The following is a 21,918-nucleotide window of genomic DNA, read 5'->3' as shown; positions in this document are numbered from 1 at the left end:
CACCTGTGCGCTTGGCGCTGCTCGGCTGTGGCACTGTCGGCCAGGAGGTGGTCCGGCTGCTGCACGAGCAGTCGGCCGACCTGGCCGCGCGGATCGGCGCTCCGCTGGAGATCGCCGGCATCGCCGTCCGCCGGCTCGGCCGCGACCGGGGTGACCTGCCGGTCGCCGAGGACCTGTTCACCACCGACGCGCTCGGCCTGATCAAGCGCGACGACGTCGACGTGGTGGTCGAGGTGGTCGGTGGCATCGAGCCGGCCCGCAGCTGGCTGGTCGAGGCGCTGCGCGCCGGCAAGAGCGTGGTCACCGCCAACAAGGCGCTGCTCGCCGAGGACGGGGTGGCCCTGCACGAGGCGGCCGCCGAGGGCGGCGGCGACCTCTACTACGAGGCGTCGGTGGCCGGGGCCATCCCGCTGCTGCGCCCGCTGCGCGAGTCGCTGCACGGCGACCGGATCAACCGGGTCACCGGCATCGTCAACGGCACCACCAACTTCATCCTCTCCGCGATGGACGCGACCGGCGCCGGCTTCGCCGAGGCCCTCGACGAGGCCACCGCCCTGGGGTACGCGGAGGCTGACCCGACCGCCGACGTGGAGGGCTTCGACGCGGCGGCGAAGGCGGCGATCCTCGCCTCGTTGGCGTTCCACACCCGGGTCGGCGCCGCCGACGTGCATCGCGAGGGCATCACCGAGGTGACCGCCGCGGACATGGCCAGCGCCCAGGCGATGGGCTGCACGATCAAGCTGCTCTGCATCGCGGCCCGGGGCGTGGACCCCACCGGCCGGGAGACGGTCAGCGTCCGGGTGCACCCGGCGATGATCCCCCGCAGCCACCCGCTGGCCAGCGTCGGTGACGCGTTCAACGCGGTCTTCGTGGAGGCGGACGCCGCCGGGCAGCTGATGTTCTACGGTCGGGGCGCCGGCGGAGCGCCCACCGCCAGCGCGGTGCTCGGCGACGTGGTCGCGGTGTCCCGTAACCGGCTCGCCGGGGTGCGCGCGGCCAGCGAGAGCGCGTACGCGGACCTGGCGGTCCGGCCGATGGGTGAGGCGTTGACCCGCTACCACGTGAGCCTCGACGTGGCCGACCGCCCGGGTGTGCTGGCGTCGGTGGCGAGCGTGTTCGCCCGGCACGACGTGTCGATCGCGACGGTGCGGCAGGGCTCGGCCGGCGGACCGGCGGGCCGCGACGGCGACGCCGAGTTGGTCATCGTCACGCATGTGGCCCCGGACGCCGCGCTCGCGGCGACCGTCGGCGAGCTGCGCGGGCTGGACATCGTCCGGTCGGTGACCAGCGTGCTGCGGGTCGAGGGCGACGCCTGAGTCGTTGCATCATCGACGGCACGGCTCGCGCGTCCCGTCAGGTGGGTACGCCGGGGTGTGCCATCGACCGCTCCGGCAGGCTGGTCCAAGGTGGCCGTGACGCTCGGGTGGGCGCGGCGGTAGAGGCGAGGAGAAACGACATGTGGCGGGGTCTGATCGAGGCGTACCGGGATCGGCTGCCGGTCACCGCGGCCACGCCGGTCGTCACGCTGCACGAGGGGAACACCCCGTTGTTGCCGGCGCCGGTGCTGTCCGCCCGGCTCGGTTGCGACGTGTACCTGAAGGTGGAGGGTGCCAACCCGACCGGCTCCTTCAAGGACCGGGGGATGACCCTCGCGGTGTCCAAGGCGGTCGAGGCCGGCAACAAGGCCATCATCTGCGCCTCCACCGGCAACACCAGCGCCTCCGCCGCGGCGTACGCGGCTCGGGCCGGGTTGACCTGTGCCGTGCTGGTGCCGCAGGGCAAGATCGCGTTGGGCAAGTTGGCCCAGGCGCTGGTGCACGGCGCGAAGCTGTTGCAGGTCAACGGCAACTTCGACGACTGCCTCGCGACGGCCGCCAAGCTCGCCCAGGACTACCCGGTCGCGCTGGTCAACTCGGTCAACATCGACCGTCTGCACGGGCAGAAGACCGCCGCCTTCGAGATCGTCGAGGCGCTCGGTGACGCGCCCGACATCCACTGCCTGCCGGTCGGCAACGCCGGCAACATCTCCGCGTACTGGATGGGATATTCGGAGGAGACGGCGGCCGGTGCCACCACCCGGACGCCGAAGATGTACGGCTTCCAGGCCGCCGGGGCGGCCCCGATCGTGACCGGCCAGGTGGTGCCGGAGCCGTCGACGATCGCCACCGCGATCCGGATCGGCAACCCGGCGAGCTGGACCAAGGCGTTGGATGCCCGGGACGCCTCCGGTGGCCTGATCGCGTCGGTGACCGACCGCGAGATCCTGTCCGCGTACCGCCTGCTCGCCCGCGAGGTGGGGGTCTTCGTCGAGCTGGGCAGCGCGGCCAGCGTGGCCGGTCTGCTCCAGCAGGGTGCGGCGGGCGCGGTGCCGCCCGGTTCCACTGTCGTGTGCACGGTGACCGGTCACGGGTTGAAGGACCCGGAATGGGCGATTTCCACCGCACCGGCGCCGGTGACCATCGGGAACGACCCGCTGGCGGCGGCTCGCGCCCTCGACCTCGCCTGAGCGCGCCACCGTCCTGGTGGTGATCGACGGCGGGCGGGCGGCCCGGGGGCGGCGGGGGTCGAGGTAGGCGAGTCCGGCACACTTTCGGGTATCCCCGCCCGCATTCTCGTTCAGGAGTGAGCCAGGCCGATGTCGCTGCTCGCCAGATTCAGCCTCGCCAACCGAGGGCTGATCGCCCTCATCGCGGTGGTGACCACGGTGTTCGGAGCGTTCGCCGTGCCGTCGCTGAAGCAGCAACTGCTGCCGTCGCTCGAGTTCCCGGCCGCGTTCATCGTGGCCCCCTACCCCGGCGCCGGCCCCGAGATCGTCGAGTCCCAGGTGACCGAGCCGATCGAGAACGCCCTGCAGGGCATCCCCGGGCTGGACAAGATCACCTCCACGTCCCGCGAGGGGGCGGCCACCGTCCAGGTGATGTACGAGTTCGGCACCGACCTGGACGACGTGGTCAACAAGATGCAGACCGCGTTGAGCCGCATCGACGCCCAGCTGCCGGAGGGCGTGGACCCGCAGGTCATCGCGGGTAGCACCGACGACCTCCCGGCGGTGGTGCTGGCCGCGGCCGGCACCGGGGACGAGCGGGCGCTCGCCGAGAAACTGCGCGCCACAGTGGTGCCGGAGCTGGAGGGCATCGAGGGGGTACGCACCGTCGAGGTGACCGGCGACCGGGACGACGTGGTGGTGGTCACCCCGGACCCGGCGAAGCTGGCCGCCGCGAAGATCCAACCGACGGCGATCGGCGCGGCGCTGAAGACCAACGGCGTGGCGGTGCCGGCCGGCGCGGTGACCGACGGCACACTGGCCCTCCCGGTGCAGGTCGGTACGCCGATCGCCACCCTGGAGGAGCTGCGCGGCATCGTGATCGCCCCGGCGGCGGCACCGGTGCGACTCGGTGACGTGGCGACCGTCGAGCAGCAGCTCGCTCCGGCCACCGCGATCACCCGTACCAACGGCAAGGACAGCCTCGGTGTCGCGATCACCGCGGCCCCGGACGGCAACGCCGTGCAGATCTCGCACGAGATCCGTGACCGGCTCGACGACCTGAAGGACGCCTCCGGCGCGGAGCTGACGGTGGTCTTCGACCAGGCGCCGTTCGTCGAGAAGTCGATCGAGTCGCTGACCACCGAGGGCCTGCTGGGCCTGGTGATGGCGGTCATCGTCATCCTGGTCTTCCTGCTGTCGGTGCGCTCGACGGTGGTCACCGCGGTCTCCATCCCGCTCTCCGTGCTGGTGGCGCTGATCGCCCTGTGGATCGGTGACTACTCGCTCAACCTGCTCACCCTCGGCGCGTTGACAATCGCTGTCGGTCGGGTGGTCGACGACTCGATCGTGGTGTTGGAGAACATCAAACGACACCTGGAGTACGGCGAGGAGAAGCGGCACGCCATCATCACCGGGGTCCGGGAGGTGGCCGGTGCGGTGACCGCGTCCACCCTCACCACGGTGGCGGTGTTCGCGCCCATCGCGCTGGTCGGCGGGTTCGTGGGCCAGCTCTTCGCGCCGTTCGCGATCACCGTGACGGTGGCCCTGGTCGCCTCGCTGCTGGTGTCGCTGACCGTGATCCCGGTCCTCGCGTACTGGTTCCTCAAGCCGCCCAGCGGCACCGCCGACGACGAGGCGGTACGGCGCGGCGCGGAGGAGAAGGAGCTGCGCAACCCGTTGCAGCGGGGCTACCTGCCGGTGATCGGCTTCGCCACCCGCAAGCGGTCCACCCGCTGGATCACCGTCGGGCTCGGCCTGCTGGTGCTCTTCGGCACCTTCGGCCTGTCGCAGAAGTTGGAGACCAACTTCCTGGACGACTCCGGCCAGGACACCCTCAACATGAGCCAGGAGCTGCCGGCCGGCAGTGGTCTGGCGGCCACCGACGCGGCGGCCAAGCAGATCGAGTCGGTGCTGTCCCGCACCAAGGGCGTCAAGACGTACCAGGTGACCGCCGGCGGCGGGGACAACCCGTTCGGGGGTGGCGGCAACAACGTCGCCAACTGGTCGTTGGCGCTCGACGGTGACACCGACGCGAAGCAGATGCGTGAGGTGCTGCGCGAGGAGTTCGACAAGCTCGGCAGCGGGCTGGGCGAGATCAGCTTCGGTGGCGGGCAGGAGGCGTCGACCAGCCAGCTGGAGGTGATCGTCCAGGCCAGCGACCCGGAGGTGCTGGCCCGGGCCGCCGAGGAGGCCCGCACGGCGATGGCCGGGGTGCCGGACGTCGAGGACGTCACCACCAGCCTGGCCGCGCAGGTGCCGCGAGTCGACGTGACGGTCGACCGGGTCGCCGCCGGTCGGGTCGGGCTCACCGAGGCCGCCGTGGGGCAGTTGGTGTCGCAGGCGTTCCGGGGAGCGCCGCTGGGGCAGGTCACGCTCGACGGCCGGCAGCAGAACGTGGTGCTGCGGCTGGGCACGCAGCCGCCGACGACGGTGGAGGCGCTGCGGGCGCTGCCGGTGGGTCCGGTCACCTTGGGCGACATCGCGAAGGTCACCCAGGGCGAGGGGCCGCAGCAGGTCAGTCGGATCGACGGTGAGCGCAGCGTGTCGGTGACCGGCTCGGCGACCGGCTCGAACCTGGGCGCGACCAGCACTGAGTTGCAGAAGCGGTTGGACGGCATCAACGTGCCGGGTGCGAGCTTCACCATCGGTGGTGTCAGCGCGGATCAGGCGGACGCCTTCGCGGACCTGGGCCTGGCGGTGCTGGCCGCGATCGCAATCGTCTTCCTGATCATGGTGGCGACGTTCCGCAGCCTGACCCAGTCGCTGATCCTGCTGATCTCCATCCCGTTCGCGGCGACCGGTGCGATCGGCCTGCTGTTGGTCACCGGAACGCCGCTCGGCGTGCCGGCGCTGATCGGTGTGCTGATGCTGGTCGGCATCGTGGTGACCAACGCGATCGTGTTGCTCGACCTGATCAACCAGTACCGGGCGCAGGGCATGGGGGTTCAGGAGGCGGTGGTCGAAGGTGGCCGTCGCCGGCTGCGCCCGATCCTGATGACGGCGGTGGCGACCATCTTCGCGCTGCTGCCGATGGCGCTCGGGTTGACCGGTGAGGGCGGCTTCATCTCCCAGCCGCTGGCGGTCGTGGTGATCGGTGGTCTGCTCAGCTCGACGTTGCTCACGCTGATCCTGGTGCCGACGCTGTACACGATGGTGGAGCACACCAAGGAGTCGCTGCGCGCTCGGCGCGCACGGCGGCGCTCCGGGGGGTCGGCGGTGACCACCGTGGAGGCGGACGAGTCGCCAGCCCCGAACCAGGTCGCGGTGCCGAGCGGCGCGCCCGCGCCGGCCCCGGCCCCGGCCACCGCCGAAGGTGCGCAGCCGGCCGGGCGACCGGCGCCGTCGGCCGCGCTGGTGGAGGGCACGGACCAGTTCGAGGTGCTGCGGCTGCCCCGTAGCCGCACCTCGCCGCTGCCCCCGGCGGAGCCGACCGAGTAGGTCGCAGCGAGGTTCGGAACGCCCCCGGTGGATTTCTGCCGGGGGCGTTCCAGTTGTTTGAGCCGAAACACTCCGACCCGACCGCTCCGCACTTTGTGTAACTTCTTGCATACTCCTCGTAGATGGATGGGGGTGTGGGTGGAGCGGGGCGGGCGGATGGCCGAGGACGCGCGCGGGTGGGGGCGACGCGACCTGCTGCGCCGTGGCCTGCTGGTGGTGAGCGGTGTGGCCGTCGGCGCGGGGACGTCCGAGGCGTGGTGGAGCGGCCATCGCAAACTGCCGATCGCCGGTGGCCCCGCCAGCGCCACCCTCGGCAACGGTCAGCAGGATGTCGGCTCCGGCGCGCTGGAGGTCATCTGGTCGGCACCGACCAACCAGCGCCTGGTGGCGCTCACCTTCGACGACGGCCCCGCACCACAGTGGACTCCGATGGTGCTCGACACCCTGGCCGAGCACCGGGTTCCGGCCACCTTCTTCATGGTCGGGGCGCAGGTCCATCGGCACGCCGACGTCGTCCGCGACCGGCTCGGCGGGCACGAGGTGGGCAACCACAGCTGGCAGCACCGGGACCTGGCCGAACTGGACGCCGACGAGGCGTACGACGACCTGCGCCGCAGCCACGACGTGATCGCCGAGCTGACCGGGTCGCCGCCGGTGCTGCTCCGTCCGCCGTACGGCCACCTGGGCGGTGCGGTGCTGCACGCGGCGGCCCGACTGGACTACCGACTGGTGCTCTGGTCGCTGCAGATGGTGGAGCGTGAGTTCCCCGACGATCCGGCTGGCCACGCCCGGCGGATCGTGGCGGGCGTCCGGCCGGGAACGATCGTGCTCGGCCACGACGTGGGGGCGCGGCGGCGGCTTGTCGCACTGCGGGGCCTGACCGACATGATCAACGGGTTACGGTCGCGCGGCTACACCTTCGTCACGGTCTCGGCGCTGCTGGGAGCGGGTGTCGCGCCGCCACCGACCAGGTAGGGTCGCGCTCCGTGGCGTCCACCCTCTCCGTTCTGACCGGCAATCGGAGCTTCCGCAACCTCTTCCTCGCCGAGTTGGTGGTCTTCGGCGCCGACTGGTTCGTCATGGTGCCGCTGTTGGTGCTGCTGCCGCAGCTGACCGGCAGCGGCGTCTGGGGCGCGCTGGTGTTGGCGGTGGACACCGGCATCGTGGCGCTGCTGCTGCCGTACACCGGCACGATCGCCGACCGCTTCGACCGCCGGAAGATCATGATCGCCGCGAACGTGGCGGCGCTGGCGGGCGTGCTGCTGCTGCTCGGCGTGCGCAACGCGGCAACGGCGTGGCTGGCGCTGGTGGCGATCGGCGCGGTGGCGGTGGCCAAGGCGTTCTACTCGCCGGCGGCCCAGGCCGCGCTGCCCAACGTGCTGGAGCCGCACGAACTCGCTGCCGGCAACGCCGTCGCCGGCTCGGCCTGGGGCACCATGACCGTGGTCGGTGCCTCGCTCGGCGGCGTGCTGAGCACCGCTGCCGGCCCGTACGTCTGCTTCTGGGTGGCGGCGGCGGGCCTGGCGGTCGCCGCGGCCCTCGCCACCCGGATCCGCCGGCCGTTGCAGGTGCCCCGGGACGCCGACCAACCGCCCCAGCGGACCTGGTCCGCCGTCCGCGAGGCACTCGGCTACATCGGTCACCGCCCCCGGGTGCTGGCGCTGGTCACCGTGAAGTCGGCGGTGGGCCTGGGCAACGGCGTGCTGACCGTGTTCCCGCTGTTGGCCGGTGTCTACGGTGTCGGCCCGCTCGGCGCCGGCCTGCTCTTCGCGGTACGCGGCGCGGGAGCGTTGGTGGGGCCGATCCTGATGCGCCGGGTGCTGACCAACCGGGCCTGGCTGCTGCCCGGGCTGGCGTTGTCCATGTCGCTGTACGGCCTGTCCTACCTGGGCACCTCCGTCGTGCGCTGGTTTCCGTTGGTGCTGTTGCTGGTCTTCGTGGCGCACTTCGCGGGTGGCAGTAACTGGGTGATGTCGAACTTCGCCCTGCAGGGCGAGGTCCCGGACCGGCTGCGGGGCCGCGTCTTCGCCACCGACATGATGCTGGCGACGTTGGCGATCTCGGTGAGCCAACTGGCGGTGGCCCTGGTGGTGGACGTGGTCGACGAACGGGTGGTGCTCGCCGGCTGCGGTCTGATCACCCTCGTGTACGCGGTCGGTTGGCGGATCGCCACCCGCCGGCTCTCGCTCACCGATCCGGCCGCCGAGCCGGTCCCGGACCCGGCCGGCTGAGCTCGGCGATCCCAGGCAGCGGGCGCGGGCCCGGTTCGTCGGTCCCGGGCCCTAGCATGAGCGCGTGCCGACGAACTTCACCGCCGAGTCGGTCCGGGTCCGCGTCCCGGCGACCAGCGCCAACCTGGGCCCGGGCTTCGACGCGCTGGGCCTCGCCCTCAGGCTCTACGACGACCTGGCCGCCGAGGTCGCGCCGAGCGGTGTCCGGGTGACAGTGACCGGGCAGGGCGCCGGTGAGCTGCCCGACGACGACAGACACCTGGTGGTGCGGGCCATGCGCGCCGCGTTCGACGTGCTGGGGGCCCAACCCGGCGGGCTGAGCGTGCAGTGCGTCAACCGGATCCCGCAGGCGCGTGGGCTGGGCTCCTCGTCCGCCGCGATCGTCGCCGGGGTGCTGCTGGCCCGGGCCCTCGTCGTCGACGGGGAGCACCGCCTCGACGACGCCGGCACGCTGCGGCTGGCCGCCGAGATCGAGGGTCACCCCGACAACGTGGCACCGTGCCTGCTCGGCGGTTTCACGGTGGCCTGGTCCGAGCCGGGCGGTGCCCGGGCGGTGTCCCTGCCGGTCGCCGACGCGGTGCGGCCCACTGTTTTCGTCCCGGCGGAACGCGGACTGACAGCGACCGCGCGGGCGGCCCTGCCGGCCACCGTGCCGCATGGTGACGCCGCGTTGACGGCGGGGCGGGCGGCCCTGCTGGTGCACGCGCTCACCACGGACCCGGCCCTGCTGCTGCCGGCCACCGTCGACCGGCTCCACCAGGACTATCGCGCAGCCGGGATGCAGGGCACGTCTTCGCTGGTCAACGCGTTGCGCGCGGCGGGTGTGGCAGCTGTGGTCAGTGGGGCGGGGCCGACTGTCCTGGCGCTCAGCGAGCCGCCAGCGGACTTCCCGCTGGGAACAGACTGGGAGATCTGGCAGTTACCGATAGACGTCAGCGGCGCGCGGGTCGCCCGGGGTACACTTGGACACGCCGAGCGGGACCCTGTTGCCGCAGGTCGGAAGAGTTGATTACGCTCTAGACCTAGCACAGCCGCGAAGCACGCGATCTCCTGCGGGGCGGCGCACCCCCGAAGCTCTCGGCGGTCAGCCCGTCTACCCCTGCCCAAGGCCCACGCCGCGCCGCAGTTTCCACAGGTCGCCGCAGACGGCGAGACCTGCTCACCGACGTTGGTGAGTCGGGATACCGACCGGCTGCTGTGTCACAGACTCCCGCGACGCGTCCTTGCGAGGCGGGTGCACCGAGGCCGCCCGGCCACCTGAGTTCCGACTCCGGGCAGTCCCGGCCTATCGAGGGAAGGAATCCATTGAGCGACACCACCGACGTGACGTCGGATGTTTCCAACGTCGCTGGCGATGCCACCGCCGCCGCTCCCGCCCGTCGTCGGCGTAGCGGCACCGGTCTGTCGGCGATGCTGCTGCCAGAGCTGCAGAGCCTGGCTGCGTCGCTCGGCATCTCCGGCACGGCTCGCATGCGCAAGGGCGAGCTGATCGCCGCGATTTCCGAGCGGCAGGGCGGCAACGCCGCCGGGACCCCTCGACCACGGGCCGAGGTCGCGGCCGCAGCCGCGCCGACCCGTGAGGGGGTGCGGGCCGAGGTGCGGGAGACCGCCGACCGGCCGGCAGCCGAGGGTCGACGCGGTGCCGAAGAGGCGCCGGCCGAGCCGGCCGCCGAGACCGAGGGCCGTAGTCGCACCCGGCGCAGCCGGACCGCGGCGGCGGAGGCCCGTGCCACCGAGGCGCGCCCCGCCGAGGCGCGGGCGACCGAGGCACGTCCCGCTGAGGCGCGGGCGACCGAGGCGCGGGCGACCGAAACCCGTGGCGACGAGGCGGAAGCCGGCGAGCGTGCCGACCGCGGCGAGACCCGTCGCGACCGGGCCGAGCGTCCGGAGCGCGGTGAGCGTGCCGAGCGCGGTGAGCGTGCCGACCGGGGCGAGCGTGCCGAGCGCGGTGAGCGTGCCGACCGGGGCGAGCGTGCCGACCGGGGCGAGCGTGCCGAGCGCGGTGAGCGTGCCGAGCGCGGTGAGCGTGTCGACCGGGGCGAGCGGGCCGACCGGGGCGAGCGCAACGACCGGAGCGAGCGGGCCGAGCGTACCGACCGGGGCGAGCGCAACGATCGTGGTGAGCGTGCCGACCGGGGTGAGCGGGCCGAGCGCAACGACCGCCAAGACCGCGGTGACCGCAACGACCGCAACGACCGTGGTCAGCGGGCCGAGCGGGACAGCGACGACGACGACGGCGAGGGCGGCGGCCGGCGCGGCCGGCGCAGTCGTTTCCGGGACCGTCGCCGCGGGCGCGGCGAGCGCGCCGAGACCGGTGCCGACACCGGCGGGCGTGAGCCGCAGGTCAGCGAGGACGACGTGCTCGTCCCGGTGGCCGGCATCATCGACGTGCTCGACAACTACGCCTTCGTGCGGACGACCGGTTACCTGGCCGGCCCGAACGACGTGTACGTCTCGATGTCCCAGATCAAGAAGTACGGCCTGCGCCGTGGTGACGCGATCACCGGTGCGGTGCGGGCGGCCCGTGAGGGTGGCAACAGCGGTGACCAGCGGCGCGACAAGTACAACCCGCTGATGCGGCTGGACACGATCAACGGGATGGAGCCGGAGGAGGCGCGGCGTCGTCCGGAGTTCTACAAGCTCACTCCGCTCTACCCGCAGGAGCGCCTGCGGTTGGAGACCGAGCCGCACATCCTGACCACCCGGGTCATCGACCTGGTCATGCCGATCGGCAAGGGCCAGCGGGCACTCATCCAGTCTCCGCCCAAGGCGGGTAAGACGATGGTGCTGCAGGCGATCGCGAACGCGATCACCCGCAACAACCCGGAGTGCCACCTGATGGTGGTGCTGGTCGACGAGCGGCCCGAAGAGGTCACCGACATGCAGCGGTCGATCAAGGGCGAGGTCATCGCGGCCACGTTCGACCGTCCGCCGCAGGACCACACCACGGTGGCGGAGCTGGCCATCGAGCGGGCCAAGCGCCTCGTCGAGCTGGGGCACGACGTCGTCGTGCTGCTCGACTCGGTGACCCGGCTCGGTCGGTCGTACAACCTGGCGGCACCGGCCAGCGGCCGGATCATGTCGGGTGGTATCGACTCCACCGCGCTGTACCCGCCGAAGCGCTTCCTCGGCGCGGCCCGCAACATCGAGAACGGCGGGTCGCTGACCATCATCGCCACGGCGCTGGTGGAGACCGGTTCCATGGCGGACACGGTCATCTTCGAGGAGTTCAAGGGCACGGGCAACGCCGAGTTGAAGCTGGACCGGAAGATCGCCGACAAGCGGACCTTCCCGGCCATCGACATCAACCCGTCCGGTACGCGTAAGGAAGAGGTCCTGCTCGCACCGGAAGAGCTGGCCATCATCCACAAGCTCCGGAAGGTGCTGCACTCGCTGGATTCGCAGGCGGCGATGGATCTCCTGCTGGACCGGCTCAAGCAGTCCCGCACGAACATCGAGTTCCTGATGCAGATCGCGAAGTCGACGCCGGGGGAGTGACCCTCCTGCGCTGACCGACGAAGGGGCACGGCCGTTGTGGTCGTGCCCCTTCGTCATGTCCCCAGCCCGATCCCCCCGATGATGTCATTGTGGAGTTTTCCTTCGCTTCAGTCCAGGGGTCTTGAAACTTCTATTCAGGACCGGGTTGACTGTCGTCCATGCGTACCCGCAGACGATCCGCCCGCCGCACCGGCGTCCTGCTGCTGACGCCACTGCTCTCGCTGGCCGCGCCGCTGCCGGCCACCGCCGCCCCGCCGGCCCCGTCCACCGTCGCCCCGTCCACCCTCGCCGAGGACGCGCCGTCCGCGTCGTCGTGGCCGTTCGGTTCCGTCGGGCTGGTCACCGACCCCGCCGCGACCGCCTCGACCTCGGCCACCGACGGTCTGGAGCCGGCCGGCGGACTGGAGACCACGAAGACCACCCGACCGGTCGCCCCGGGCGTGCAGCTCACCTCCTTCGACCGGTACGACGCCGACGGCTGGCTGCGCGCCGACGCCCTCACCACCGACCTCGCCGGTGGGTCCACCGTCGACTACGTCAACTCCGGGGCGGTCAGCCGGGCCGAGCCCCTGCGCACGGCGGCGGACGCCACGCGGGCTGTCGCCGCCGTCAACGGTGACTTCTTCGACATCAACAACTCCGGTGCCGCCCAGGGCGTCGGCATCCGCGACGGCGAGCTGATCCAGTCGGCGGTCGGCGGCCACCACAACGCGGTGGCGGTCACCACGAGCGGGCTCGGCCGGGTGATCGAGGTGAACTTCGACGGCAGCGCCACCCTGCCCACCGGGCCGGTGCCGCTGACCCAGTTCAACAACATGGTGCAGGCCGACGGCATCGGCGCGTTCACCGAACTCTGGGGGACGTACTCCCGGCAGCGGGCGGTGGAGGGCGCGGCCCGGGTGGTCGAGGTCACCGTCTCCGGCGGTCGGGTGACCGGGGTGAGCGCTGTGGCCGGCAGCGGACCGATCGCCGCCGGCAGCACCGTGCTGCTCGGCCGGGACGCCGGTGCGGACGCCCTCGCCGGTCTTCGCCCCGGTGACCCGGTGACGGTGGCCTGGCGTCCGAAGCCGTCCGACGGCAGCAGCCTGCACGCTGCCGTCGGAGGCGGCAACGTGCTGGTCCGCGACGGCGTCGTCCAGAGCATCGCCGACCCGACGCTGGCTCCGCGCACCTCCGTCGGCTTCAGCGCCGACGGGCGAAAGATGATCATGTTGACGGTGGACGGCCGGCAGGTCGACAGCCGCGGCGTGACGCAGACCGAGATGGGCCGGATGATGGCCGAACTCGGTGCCCATCACGCGCTCAACCTCGACGGTGGCGGCTCGTCCACGCTGCTGGCCCGGGAGCCGGGCGCACCGGCTGTGCAGGTGGAGAACGGCCCGTCGGACGGGACCGAGCGGGCCGTGCCCAACGGCCTGGCCATCTACGCGCCGAAGGGCAGCGGCCGGCTCACCGGCTACTGGGTCGAGACGGCCAGCGACCCCACCGCCGCCCCGGGCATCTCGCCGGTGCGTGGTGGCCGGCCCGACCGGGTCTTTCCCGGTCTGACCCGCGTCCTCACCGCCGCTGGTTACGACGAGACGTACGGCCCGGCGGCCGGCGCCCCCAGCTGGCGGGTGACCCCGGCGGTACGCGGCCGGGTCGGCGGTGACGGGGTGTTCCACGCCGGCACACCGGGGGCCAGCACGGTCACCGCGGCACGTGGCCGGGCCACCGGCTCGCTGGGTCTCACCGTGCTCGGCCCGCTGACCCGGATCGGCGCCACCGTGCCGCGCGTCGGGCTGACCGGGCGGGACGGCAACGCGGTGGTCGGCGTGGTCGGGTACGACGGCGACGGCAACACCGCGCCGATCGAGCCGGCCGACCTGACCCTCGACTACGACAGGGACCTGCTACGGATCACTCCGACCGCGGACGGCAACCTCGCGGTCAGCGCGCTGCGGGACACCGGCTCCGCCCTGGTCACCGTGCACGTCGGACGGAGCAGCACCGTCCTGCCGGTCACCGTCGGGCTGACCGACGTGCCGGTGGCCGGCTTCGACGACGCCGGATCCTGGCGGTTCAGCCAGGCCCGCGCCAGCGGGTCGGTAGCGCCGGCGCCGGGACACACCGGCACGGGCCTGCGGATGACGTACGACTTCAGCCAGTCCACCGGCACGCGGGCCGCGTACGCCGACCCGCCGGCCTGGATCGAGGTGCCCGGCCAGCCGCAGGCGTTCGGCATGTGGATCCACGGCAACGGCACCGGGGAGTGGCCGAGCCTGCACCTGCACGACGCCCAGGACACCCAGCACGTGCTGCGCGGCCCGCTGATCACCTGGACCGGCTGGCGGTACGTGGAGTTCGCGGTGCCGGCCGGGGTGCAGTACCCGGTGCGGGTGCGCCGGTTCTACGTGGCCGAGACGAACGCCGCGGCGCAGTACACCAGCGAGGTGATCATCGACGACCTGGTGGCGAAGGTGCCCCCGACCGTCGACGTGCCGGCGGTGCCGCCGCGTACCGATCGGGTGGTGGTCCGCGACGGCACCGTGGACGGCGCGCCGTGGCGGTTCGCGGTGCTCTCCGACGCCCAGTTCGTCGCCGCCGACCCGGACAGTGACCTGGTCGCCCAGGCCCGCCGGACGCTGCGCGAGGTCAAGGCCGCCAGGCCGGACTTCCTGCTGATCAACGGTGACTTCGTGGACACCGCCTACCCGGCCGACTTCGCGCTGGCCAAGCGCATCCTCGCCGAGGAACTGGGCGACGCCCTGCCCTGGTACTACGTGCCCGGCAACCACGAGATCATGGGCGCGCCGATCAGCAACTTCGAGGCCGCCTTCGGTGCCACCTCACGGGTGTTCGACCACAACGGCACCCGGTTCGTCACGCTGAACTCGTCCACCGGGACGCTGCGCGGCGGAGGCTTCGACCAGGTACGGATGCTGCGCGAGACGCTGGACGCGGCGGCCACCGACCGACGCGTGGGTTCGGTCGTCGTGCTGCACCACCACCCGGCGCGCGACCCCAGCCCGGCGCAGGCCAGCCAGCTCGGTGACCGCAAGGAGGCGGCGCTGCTGGAGCAGTGGATGGCCGACTTCCAGCACCGCACCGGAAAGGGCGCGCTGTTCGTGGGCGGGCACGTCGGCACGTTCCACGCCGACCGGGTGGACGGGGTGCCCTACGTCATCAACGGCAACGCCGGCAAGACGCCATCCACCCCCGCCGACCAGGGCGGCTTCACCGGCTGGACGGAGTTCGGCGTGGACCCGGTCACCCCGGCCGAGGCCGAGCGCGCCCGCCGGAACCCGCTCGCCGAGGGGCCGGCCTGGGTGGACGCGGAGTTCCACGCGCACGCCGACCGGCTCACGGTGACCGCCCCGGCCAGCGTCGCGGTGGGCACCCCGGTGTCGGTCAGCGCCACGCTGACCCAGCCCGGCGGGCGTACGGTCCCGGTGGCCGCGCCGGTCAGCGCCGACTGGTCCGGGTCGCCGCAGGTGCACATCGGCTCGGCGGCCGGGGTGCGCCAGTGGCACACCGCCCGCTTCGACCCGGCCACCGGCACCCTGACGGCACTGCGGTCCGGCGCGCCGATACGCCTGACTGTCACTGTCAACGGCCTCAGCGCCGAGGCCACCATCGCCCTCACCCGGTGAGCAGCGGGCGGGGCCCTTCCGGCGCGGAGGGCCCCCGCCCGGGGCTCAGAAGTCGCCCTCGGCCACCTGGAAGACGGTGAGGCCGAGGGCCCGCCACATCTGGACCACCTGGACGCGGTCGTCGAAGACGCCGGCCACCCGGTAACGGTCCCGGATCTCCCGGTCGTAGATCTCCCGCTTGACGATCGAGTCCTTGCGGGAGTCACCGACCGCCCGCAGGTGCAGACCCAGGTAGGGCACTCGTACGTGCCGGGCCAGCCAGGCCTCGGTGGCCGCGCGGGCGGAGGCGTCCCGCCCCGAGCAGAAGACCACCCCGTACCCGGCGGCGTGCATCGCCCGGACCGCCGCGATCACCGCCGGGTTCGGCTGGTCCTCGCCCACCCGGGTCATGTCGTACGGGCTGCGGGAGACGGCCAGCGCGACGGTGCCGTCGATGTCCACCAGAACGATCTCCGGTGGCTCGGTCGACGACGGGTGCACGGTGCCGGGGCGTCCGGTACGTGCCTGTGGCACCGGCAACGGCAGGGTGCGCCCCCGCAGGTACCGCTCGTGCAGCCGGCGGATCGCGTCCGCACCCACCTGGTCGGCGGCCGGACGGGCGGCGTCGCGGCGCAGGCACTCGTCCAGCGGGACGTCGGTGAAGTCGTGCACCTCGAACTGCGCGCCGTGCCGGGCGGCCAGGTCGGCCCAGCCCCGCAGGGTCCGCGAGCGCAGGTTGGTGTCGTCCACGCAGACGTCCGCGCGGGCCCGCAGCAGCGCCTCGACCTGAGCCTGCTGCACGGCGGTCACCTGCGCCTCGGCCCACTGGGTGAACAACCGTTCGCCGTGCAGCATCCGGCGCAGATCGTCCCGGTTGACCCGCGCGACGGACGGCTGGAGCGTGCGGGCGAAGGTCGTCTTGCCCGAGGCGGGCAGTCCCCGGGTGGCGATCAGGCGGGTCATCGACGCACCTCCGGCTCGACGGGCGTACCCCGGCCGGGGTACCTGGCGGCGGTCCGCCGGGTGCGCGAATGCCCCGTCGGGCGGTGGGAATGCGGACGGGTAGGCACGTGTTGACGATGCCGGACGAGGTGTGCGGCCCGATTACCGGGTCGGCTCAGGCCCATGGCACACTGGTCAATCGGCCACCGGTTCCGGTTCACGCCCGAGCCCGTCGCGTACGGCGCGACGAGCGATGACGGCGACCCGGCGACCACCAACGAGAGGACCGAGGCGAGATGAAGGCAAACATCCACCCGGAGTACGTGACCACCGAGGTCAGCTGCTCCTGTGGCAACACGTTCACGACCCGCAGCACCGCCAAGGGCGGGGCGATCCACGCCGAGACCTGCAGCGCCTGCCACCCGTTCTACACCGGTAAGCAGCGCGTTCTCGACACCGCCGGCCGGGTCGCGAAGTTCCAGCAGAAGTACGCCAAGGTTCAGGCCAAGAAGGCCAAGTAGCTCCTCGTTCGGCGCCCGCGTCCGGTTTTCCGCCGGACGCGGGCGCCGTCCGCATTTCCCTCAGTTTTCCGCCCGGCCGCTGGCCCCCCGGCCCGGCCCGGTCGTCGCGCACCGTCGAAGGAGCATCCGCAGCATGAGCAGCGAGCGTCTGGCCGGCCTTCTCGACGAGTACGCGCAGCTGGAGAAGCGGTTGGCCGACCCGGCCATCCACGCCGACCAGGCCACCGCGCGCAGGGTCGGCCGCCGGTACGCCGAGCTGGTGCCGCTGCACAAGGCCGCCGACGAGTTGGAGCAGGCCCGCGCCGATCTGGCCGCGGCTCGCGAGCTGGCCGCCGAGGACCCGTCCTTCGCGGGTGAGGCGGAGTCCATCGCCGAGTCCCTGCCGGTGCTGGAGGAGCGCCTCGCCGAGCTGCTCATTCCGCGCGACCCGCACGACGCCAAGGACGTGATCGTCGAGATCAAGGCCGGCGAGGGTGGCGAGGAGTCGGCGCTGTTCGCCGGTGACCTGCTGCGGATGTACACCCGCTACGCCGAGCGGCACGGTTGGGTCACCGAGGTGATCGACGCGCAGGATTCCGACCTGGGCGGGGTCAAGGACGTCTCCCTGTCGATCAAGACCAAGGGTGTGCCGGAGGGCGGCAACGGCGTCTGGTCGCGGCTCAAGTGGGAGGGCGGCGTACACCGGGTGCAGCGCGTCCCGGTGACCGAGTCGCAGGGCCGGATCCACACCAGCGCCGCCGGGGTGCTGGTGCTGCCGGAGGCCGAGGACGTCGACGTCACCATCGACCAGAACGACCTGCGCATCGACGTGTTCCGCTCGTCCGGCCCGGGCGGCCAGTCGGTCAACACCACCGACTCGGCGGTGCGGATCACCCACCTGCCGACCGGCATCGTGGTCTCCTGCCAGAACGAGAAGTCCCAGTTGCAGAACCGGGAGCAGGCGATGCGGATCCTGCGGGCCCGGCTGCTCGCCGCCGCGCAGGAGCAGGCCGACGCCGCCGCCTCGGACGCGCGCAAGGCGCAGGTACGCACTGTGGACCGCTCGGAGCGGATCCGCACCTACAACTTCCCGCAGAACCGGATCACCGATCACCGGATCGGCTACACCGCGTACAACCTGGACCTGGCGCTCGGCGGCGAGCTGGACGGGGTGCTGGACGCCCTCACCGAGGCCGACCGTGCCGCCCGGCTCGCCGGCGACACCGAGCTGACCCGCCGCTGACCACGGCGCTCGACCTGGTCGCGGCGCTCGACCCGCCGCTGATCGGGGCGGGCCGGGCGGTCAGCTCGCTCGGGGGCGGGTCTTGGCGCGGAGCATCTCGCGGTCGGCCTGCTCGAACGCGACGCTGAGCGCGTCGCGCAGCCCGCTGCCACCGGAGACCTCGGCGAAGCCGATGCTCACCCCGACCGGGGTGCCCGGCACCAACGATTCCCAGTCCTCCAGTCGGACCGCTGCCTCGATCCGGCGGGCCACCTCGGCGGCCTCGGCCATGCCGGTGTCCGGCAGCACCACCACGAATTCGTCACCGCCGTAGCGGGCCACGAAATCGCCCCGGCGCATCACCCGGTTGATCACGCCGGCGATGCGTTGGAGCACCAGGTCGCCGGAGTGGTGCCCGTGCCGGGTGTTGACCGCCTTGAAGCCGTCCAGGTCGCAGACGCCGATCACCACCCGGTCGCCGCGGGTGACCACAGCGGTGATGTAGCGCTCCAGCCGGCGGCGGTTGGGCAGCCCAGTGAGCGGGTCGGTCAACGCCTCGCCCTCGAAGCGCGCCGCCTCGCGGCGCATCTCCTCGTGGTCGATGCGGGCGGCGATGCCGTCGATGTACACGTCGCGCAGCCGGTCGTTGCGCTGCGCGGCGAGCCGGAACGCCAGCCGGTCGGCCCGGTGCGCGGCCAGGTGGTCCCCGGCGCGGGTCAGCGCGATGCTGCGCAGTCGGGCCGGCTCGGCCGCCCCGAGCGTCTCGTTGGACACCTGGACGGTGTCCAGTCGGGTGACCGCTTCGATCGGTCGACCGTCGGCGACCGCGAGGCACACCTGCCCCAGTTGACGCAGGTCGCGGGCACGGGCGCTGTCCCCACCGTGGCTGATCAACCGGGCTGGCTCGGTGCCCTCGGTCGCCACCTGGTCGCCGAGCGCGGCCTGTCGGGCGGCCGCGTAGCCGTACGCGGCGAGGCTGCTCGGGCGCAGCTGCCCGGCCCGCCCGGCGCGAACGAAGCGGGCCAGGTCGGCCGCCACGTCCCGCAGCACCCGCAGACAACCGTCGCTGTCGCCGTTGTGGTCCAGGGCCACGGCGTTGCGCAGCCGGATGCCCGGTGCGGCGAACGTCTCCTCCGGGATCCCGGCGGTCAGCCCGAGCTGCCGGGCCCGCTCGATGGCGCCCAGCGCGTACCCGTGGAAGCTCAGGTAGCTGTAGGCCATGGCCAGGTCGTGCCAGCCCCAGGCGGTGTCCCGGTCCGGGTCGGCGACGGCGCCCAGCGCGCGGGCCGCTCGGACGAGGTGCATGACGCAGCGGTCCAGCGCTCCCTGGTGGTGCGCGGCGAGCGCGGCCAGCGCGTTGAGGTGACCGTGCAGGTACGGCTCGGCGAGGTCGCGGACGGCCGCCGACGCCTCCTCGATGGCCCTGGTGAACTCCGCGGTTCGACCGAGATTGATCAGCGCGGAGAGGCGCTGCACCATGGCGTCCGCTCGCGCCGCCGGGTCGTTGGTGGTGCGGATCACCCGCTCCAGCAGGACGTACGACTCCGCGGAGCGGCTGGCCTCCTGCAACGCCCGGGCGTGCGTGAGGGCGTCAACCTGGTCCTCGACCCGGTCGAGCCAGCCCACCCGCCAACCTCCTGTCGTGCGCGCCAGGGCGCACCTGTTCGTCACGTCGCCCGCGACGCTTCATGATTATGTCGTGAGTACTTTGCCGCAACACCCCCCCGAAGGGACAGGCCCGGTCCGGCCGTCCGCCGCGGTGGCCCGGGCGGCCCGCTCGCTCGCCGCCGCCGGGGTCGGCTCCGCCCGGGTGGAGGCCGAGTTGTTGGCGGCGTACGTGCTGGGGGTTCCCCGGGGCCGGCTGGCGCTCGCCGACGACCTCAGCGGCGACCAGCTGGTGCGGCTCGACGAGCTGACCCGCCGCCGCGCGGCGCGTGAGCCGTTGCAGCACCTGACCGGTCGGGCCGGGTTCCGGCACCTGGAGCTGTCGGTCGGCCCGGGTGTCTTCGTGCCCCGGCCGGAGACCGAGCTGCTGGCCGGCTGGGGCATCGAGCAGGCCCAGGGTCGGCCGGAGCCGCTGGTGGTGGACCTGTGCAGCGGCTCGGGCGCGATCGCCCTGGCGGTGGCCCAGGAGTTGCCGGCGGCGCGGGTGATCGCTGTGGAACGGTCCCCGGCGGCGCTGACCTGGCTGCGGCGCAACGCGGCGGAGCGGGCGGCCGCGGGGGACCGGCCGATCGAGGTGGTCGAGGCCGACGTGACCGCGCCGGACCTGCTGGCCGAGCTGGTGGGCCGGGTGGACGTGCTGCTGTGCAACCCGCCGTACGTGCCGGACGACGTGGTGGTCCCGCCCGAGGTGGCCGGGCACGACCCGGCGGAGGCGGTCTTCGGTGGCGCGGACGGTCTGGTGGTGATCCGGCCGGTCGTCGCCCGGGCGGCGGTGCTGTTGCGCCCTGGAGGCGTGCTCGGCGTCGAGCACGACGACACCCACGGGGTGGCGGTGCCCGGGCTGCTCGCCGAGGACGGCGGCTTCACCGCCGTGGCGGAGCATCCGGACCTCACCGGGCGTCCCCGCTTCGCGACTGCGTCCCGACGGGCGGACGGCCAGCGGGCCTAGATCGGGGCGGCGTGGCAGACTGACTCCTCGTGATGCTCTACGACTGCCGGTCGCCCGCCGATCGGGACCGCGGCATCGCTGCGGCGATCGAGGCGGTCAAGAACGGCGAGCTGGTTGTTCTTCCGACCGACACGGTGTACGGGATCGGCGCGGACGCGTTCACCCCGTACGCGGTGAAGGCGCTGCTGGATGCCAAGGGCCGGGGTCGGCAGATGCCGCCGCCGGTGCTGATCGGCTCGCGGCACACCCTCGACGGGTTGGTCTTCTCGCTGCCCACCGCCGCCCGGGACCTGGTGGAGGCGTTCTGGCCGGGTGCGTTGACGATCGTGGTCGAGCACTCGCCGAGCCTGCAGTGGGACCTGGGCGACAAGACCGGCACGGTGGCGGTGCGGATGCCGCTGCACCCGGTGGCGTTGGAGGTGCTGCGCGAGACCGGCCCGATGGCGGTGTCGTCGGCGAACAAGACCGGCCAGCCGGCCGCTGTCACCGCCAACGAGGCGCGTGATCAGCTCAGCTACTCGGTGCGGGCCTATCTGGAGGCCGGGCCGTGCCCGGACCCGGTGCCCTCCACGATCGTGGATCTGACCGGTGAGGTGCCGCAGCTGTTGCGGGCCGGGGCGATCCCTCTGGAGAAGCTGCGCGACGTGGTTCCGGATCTCGTCGACGGTCGGGCGGTCTGAGTGCCCCCGTTCACGGTTCTGCACGTGTGCATGGGCAACATCTGCCGCTCGCCGATGGCGGAGCGGCTGCTCGCCCTGGCGGTGCGGGAGCGCCTGACCCGCCGTGGGCAGGACCCGGCCCAGGCCGAGGAGCTGGTGCACAGCCACAGCGCCGGCACGGGTGGCTGGCACGCGGGCGAGGAGATGAACCCGCCGGCGGCACGGCAGGTCACCGGCCGTGGCGGGGACGTGGCCGGGTTCGCGGCGCGCAAGCTGCGCTCGGACCACATCGACGCCGCCGACCTGGTCCTGACCGCCACCGCCGACCAGCAGGAGTACGTGGTGGCGCTCCGCCCGGACGCGGCGGCCCGCACGTTCGTGCTCGGCGAGTTCAGTCGGCTGCTGGCGGCGGTGGACGCCGCCGCGCTGCCGCCGGGCGACGCCACCCCGGAGGCCGTGTACGCCCGGGGCGTGGCAGTGGTGGCGGCGGCCCACGACGCGCGGCTGGGTACTTCGGCGCTGCCCACCGATGACCTGGACGACCCGTGGGGTCGTGGCGACCAGTGCTTCAGCCGGGTCGCCGACGAGATCGAGGAGACGGTCCACCCGCTGGCCGGCGTACTGCTGCCCTGAGCGTGGTGCGCGCTGCCGCCCGGGCGTGGTGCGAGTTTCCTCCGGGTTTGGGGAAAACCCGGGGCTAAAGGGGTGTTCCGGGTCA

14 protein-coding genes and 1 pseudogene are annotated in these 21,918 nt (G+C 72.8%); 13 read left to right on the top strand and 2 right to left on the bottom strand.

Annotated features, from left to right (window positions below; all coding sequences use genetic code 11):
* Positions 1-5: 5 nt before the first annotated feature.
* The 8 genes from AB0C03_RS23465 (at position 6) to AB0C03_RS23430 (ending at position 15,284) form a co-directional block, all read left to right on the top strand.
* Positions 6-1,316, top strand: coding sequence for a homoserine dehydrogenase (locus AB0C03_RS23465; protein ID WP_030333133.1), 1,311 nt, complete (start codon positions 6-8; stop codon positions 1,314-1,316).
* A 140-nt stretch (positions 1,317-1,456) separates the two neighbouring features.
* Positions 1,457-2,506 carry a threonine synthase gene (gene thrC / locus AB0C03_RS23460; protein WP_030333136.1) on the top strand — a complete coding sequence of 350 codons (1,050 nt, stop codon included), beginning with the start codon at positions 1,457-1,459 and terminating at the stop codon, positions 2,504-2,506.
* A 129-nt stretch (positions 2,507-2,635) separates the two neighbouring features.
* Positions 2,636-5,923 (top strand): efflux RND transporter permease subunit, encoded by a 3,288-nt coding sequence (locus AB0C03_RS23455; protein WP_210866401.1) that lies wholly within the window; start codon positions 2,636-2,638, stop codon positions 5,921-5,923.
* A 126-nt stretch (positions 5,924-6,049) separates the two neighbouring features.
* A complete protein-coding gene (locus AB0C03_RS23450) occupies positions 6,050-6,898 on the top strand; it encodes a polysaccharide deacetylase family protein (RefSeq protein ID WP_247680972.1) in 849 nt (282 codons plus the stop codon).
* A gap of 11 nt (positions 6,899-6,909) precedes the next feature.
* The gene (locus AB0C03_RS23445) at positions 6,910-8,154 is read left to right on the top strand and encodes an MFS transporter (protein ID WP_210866400.1); all 1,245 of its coding nucleotides are present in this window, start codon (positions 6,910-6,912) and stop codon (positions 8,152-8,154) included.
* Between the two features lie 64 nt (positions 8,155-8,218).
* Positions 8,219-9,163 (top strand): homoserine kinase, encoded by a 945-nt coding sequence (gene thrB / locus AB0C03_RS23440; RefSeq protein WP_357638825.1) that lies wholly within the window; start codon positions 8,219-8,221, stop codon positions 9,161-9,163.
* Positions 9,164-9,459: 296 nt separating this feature from the next.
* The gene (gene rho / locus AB0C03_RS23435; protein WP_357638823.1) at positions 9,460-11,652 is read left to right on the top strand and encodes a transcription termination factor Rho; all 2,193 of its coding nucleotides are present in this window, start codon (positions 9,460-9,462) and stop codon (positions 11,650-11,652) included.
* Between the two features lie 158 nt (positions 11,653-11,810).
* Positions 11,811-15,284: a phosphodiester glycosidase family protein gene (locus tag AB0C03_RS23430; RefSeq protein WP_357638821.1), complete on the top strand. Its 3,474-nt coding sequence runs from the start codon at positions 11,811-11,813 to the stop codon at positions 15,282-15,284.
* 45 nt (positions 15,285-15,329) lie between these two features.
* On the opposite strand, the gene AB0C03_RS23425 is transcribed toward AB0C03_RS23430, so the two are convergent.
* Positions 15,330-16,226 carry a phosphatase domain-containing protein gene (locus tag AB0C03_RS23425; RefSeq protein WP_030333148.1) on the bottom strand — a complete coding sequence of 299 codons (897 nt, stop codon included), beginning with the start codon at positions 16,224-16,226 and terminating at the stop codon, positions 15,330-15,332.
* A gap of 275 nt (positions 16,227-16,501) precedes the next feature.
* Here AB0C03_RS23425 and rpmE point away from each other — a divergent pair, with 275 nt between their 5' ends.
* Positions 16,502-16,726 (top strand): 50S ribosomal protein L31, encoded by a 225-nt coding sequence (gene rpmE / locus AB0C03_RS23420; RefSeq protein WP_030333150.1) that lies wholly within the window; start codon positions 16,502-16,504, stop codon positions 16,724-16,726.
* 133 nt (positions 16,727-16,859) lie between these two features.
* Positions 16,860-17,948: a peptide chain release factor 1 gene (prfA, locus tag AB0C03_RS23415; protein WP_030333152.1), complete on the top strand. Its 1,089-nt coding sequence runs from the start codon at positions 16,860-16,862 to the stop codon at positions 17,946-17,948.
* Positions 17,949-18,008: 60 nt separating this feature from the next.
* Here prfA and AB0C03_RS23410 read toward each other — a convergent pair whose 3' ends face one another.
* Entirely contained in the window at positions 18,009-19,553 is a 1,545-nt protein-coding gene (locus AB0C03_RS23410; RefSeq protein ID WP_030333154.1) for a GGDEF domain-containing protein, read from the bottom strand.
* A gap of 73 nt (positions 19,554-19,626) precedes the next feature.
* On the opposite strand from AB0C03_RS23410, the gene prmC reads away from it, so the two are divergent.
* The 3 genes and pseudogenes from prmC (at position 19,627) to AB0C03_RS23395 (ending at position 21,833) form a co-directional block, all read left to right on the top strand.
* Positions 19,627-20,541 (top strand): peptide chain release factor N(5)-glutamine methyltransferase, encoded by a 915-nt coding sequence (gene prmC / locus AB0C03_RS23405; protein ID WP_030333155.1) that lies wholly within the window; start codon positions 19,627-19,629, stop codon positions 20,539-20,541.
* Positions 20,507-21,221: pseudogene (locus tag AB0C03_RS23400) on the top strand (L-threonylcarbamoyladenylate synthase). Before prmC ends, AB0C03_RS23400 begins: the two are co-directional and overlap by 35 nt.
* Complete coding sequence (locus tag AB0C03_RS23395) at positions 21,222-21,833, top strand: arsenate reductase/protein-tyrosine-phosphatase family protein (protein ID WP_030333159.1); 612 nt, start codon at positions 21,222-21,224, stop codon at positions 21,831-21,833. It begins immediately after the preceding pseudogene.
* Positions 21,834-21,918: the final 85 nt, after the last annotated feature.

It is taken from the genome of Micromonospora parva, assembly GCF_040649675.1.
GTDB classification, from domain to species: Bacteria; Actinomycetota; Actinomycetes; order Mycobacteriales; family Micromonosporaceae; genus Micromonospora; species Micromonospora parva.
The sequence above is the reverse complement of the archived record's forward strand: the minus strand, read 5'-3'. Positions and strand labels throughout refer to the sequence as shown.

What these genes read in the sequence shown, in the direction of transcription:
- AB0C03_RS23450 (WP_247680972.1), top strand. Translation starts at nt 6,050, where the DNA reads ATGGGGGTGTGGGTGGAGCGGGGCGGGCGGATGGCCGAGGACGCGCGC.
- thrC (WP_030333136.1), top strand. Translation starts at nt 1,457, where the DNA reads ATGTGGCGGGGTCTGATCGAGGCGTACCGGGATCGGCTGCCGGTCACC.
- rpmE (WP_030333150.1), top strand. Translation starts at nt 16,502, where the DNA reads ATGAAGGCAAACATCCACCCGGAGTACGTGACCACCGAGGTCAGCTGC.
- AB0C03_RS23455 (WP_210866401.1), top strand. Translation starts at nt 2,636, where the DNA reads ATGTCGCTGCTCGCCAGATTCAGCCTCGCCAACCGAGGGCTGATCGCC.
- prfA (WP_030333152.1), top strand. Translation starts at nt 16,860, where the DNA reads ATGAGCAGCGAGCGTCTGGCCGGCCTTCTCGACGAGTACGCGCAGCTG.
- AB0C03_RS23430 (WP_357638821.1), top strand. Translation starts at nt 11,811, where the DNA reads ATGCGTACCCGCAGACGATCCGCCCGCCGCACCGGCGTCCTGCTGCTG.
- AB0C03_RS23425 (WP_030333148.1), bottom strand. Translation starts at nt 16,226, where the DNA reads ATGACCCGCCTGATCGCCACCCGGGGACTGCCCGCCTCGGGCAAGACG.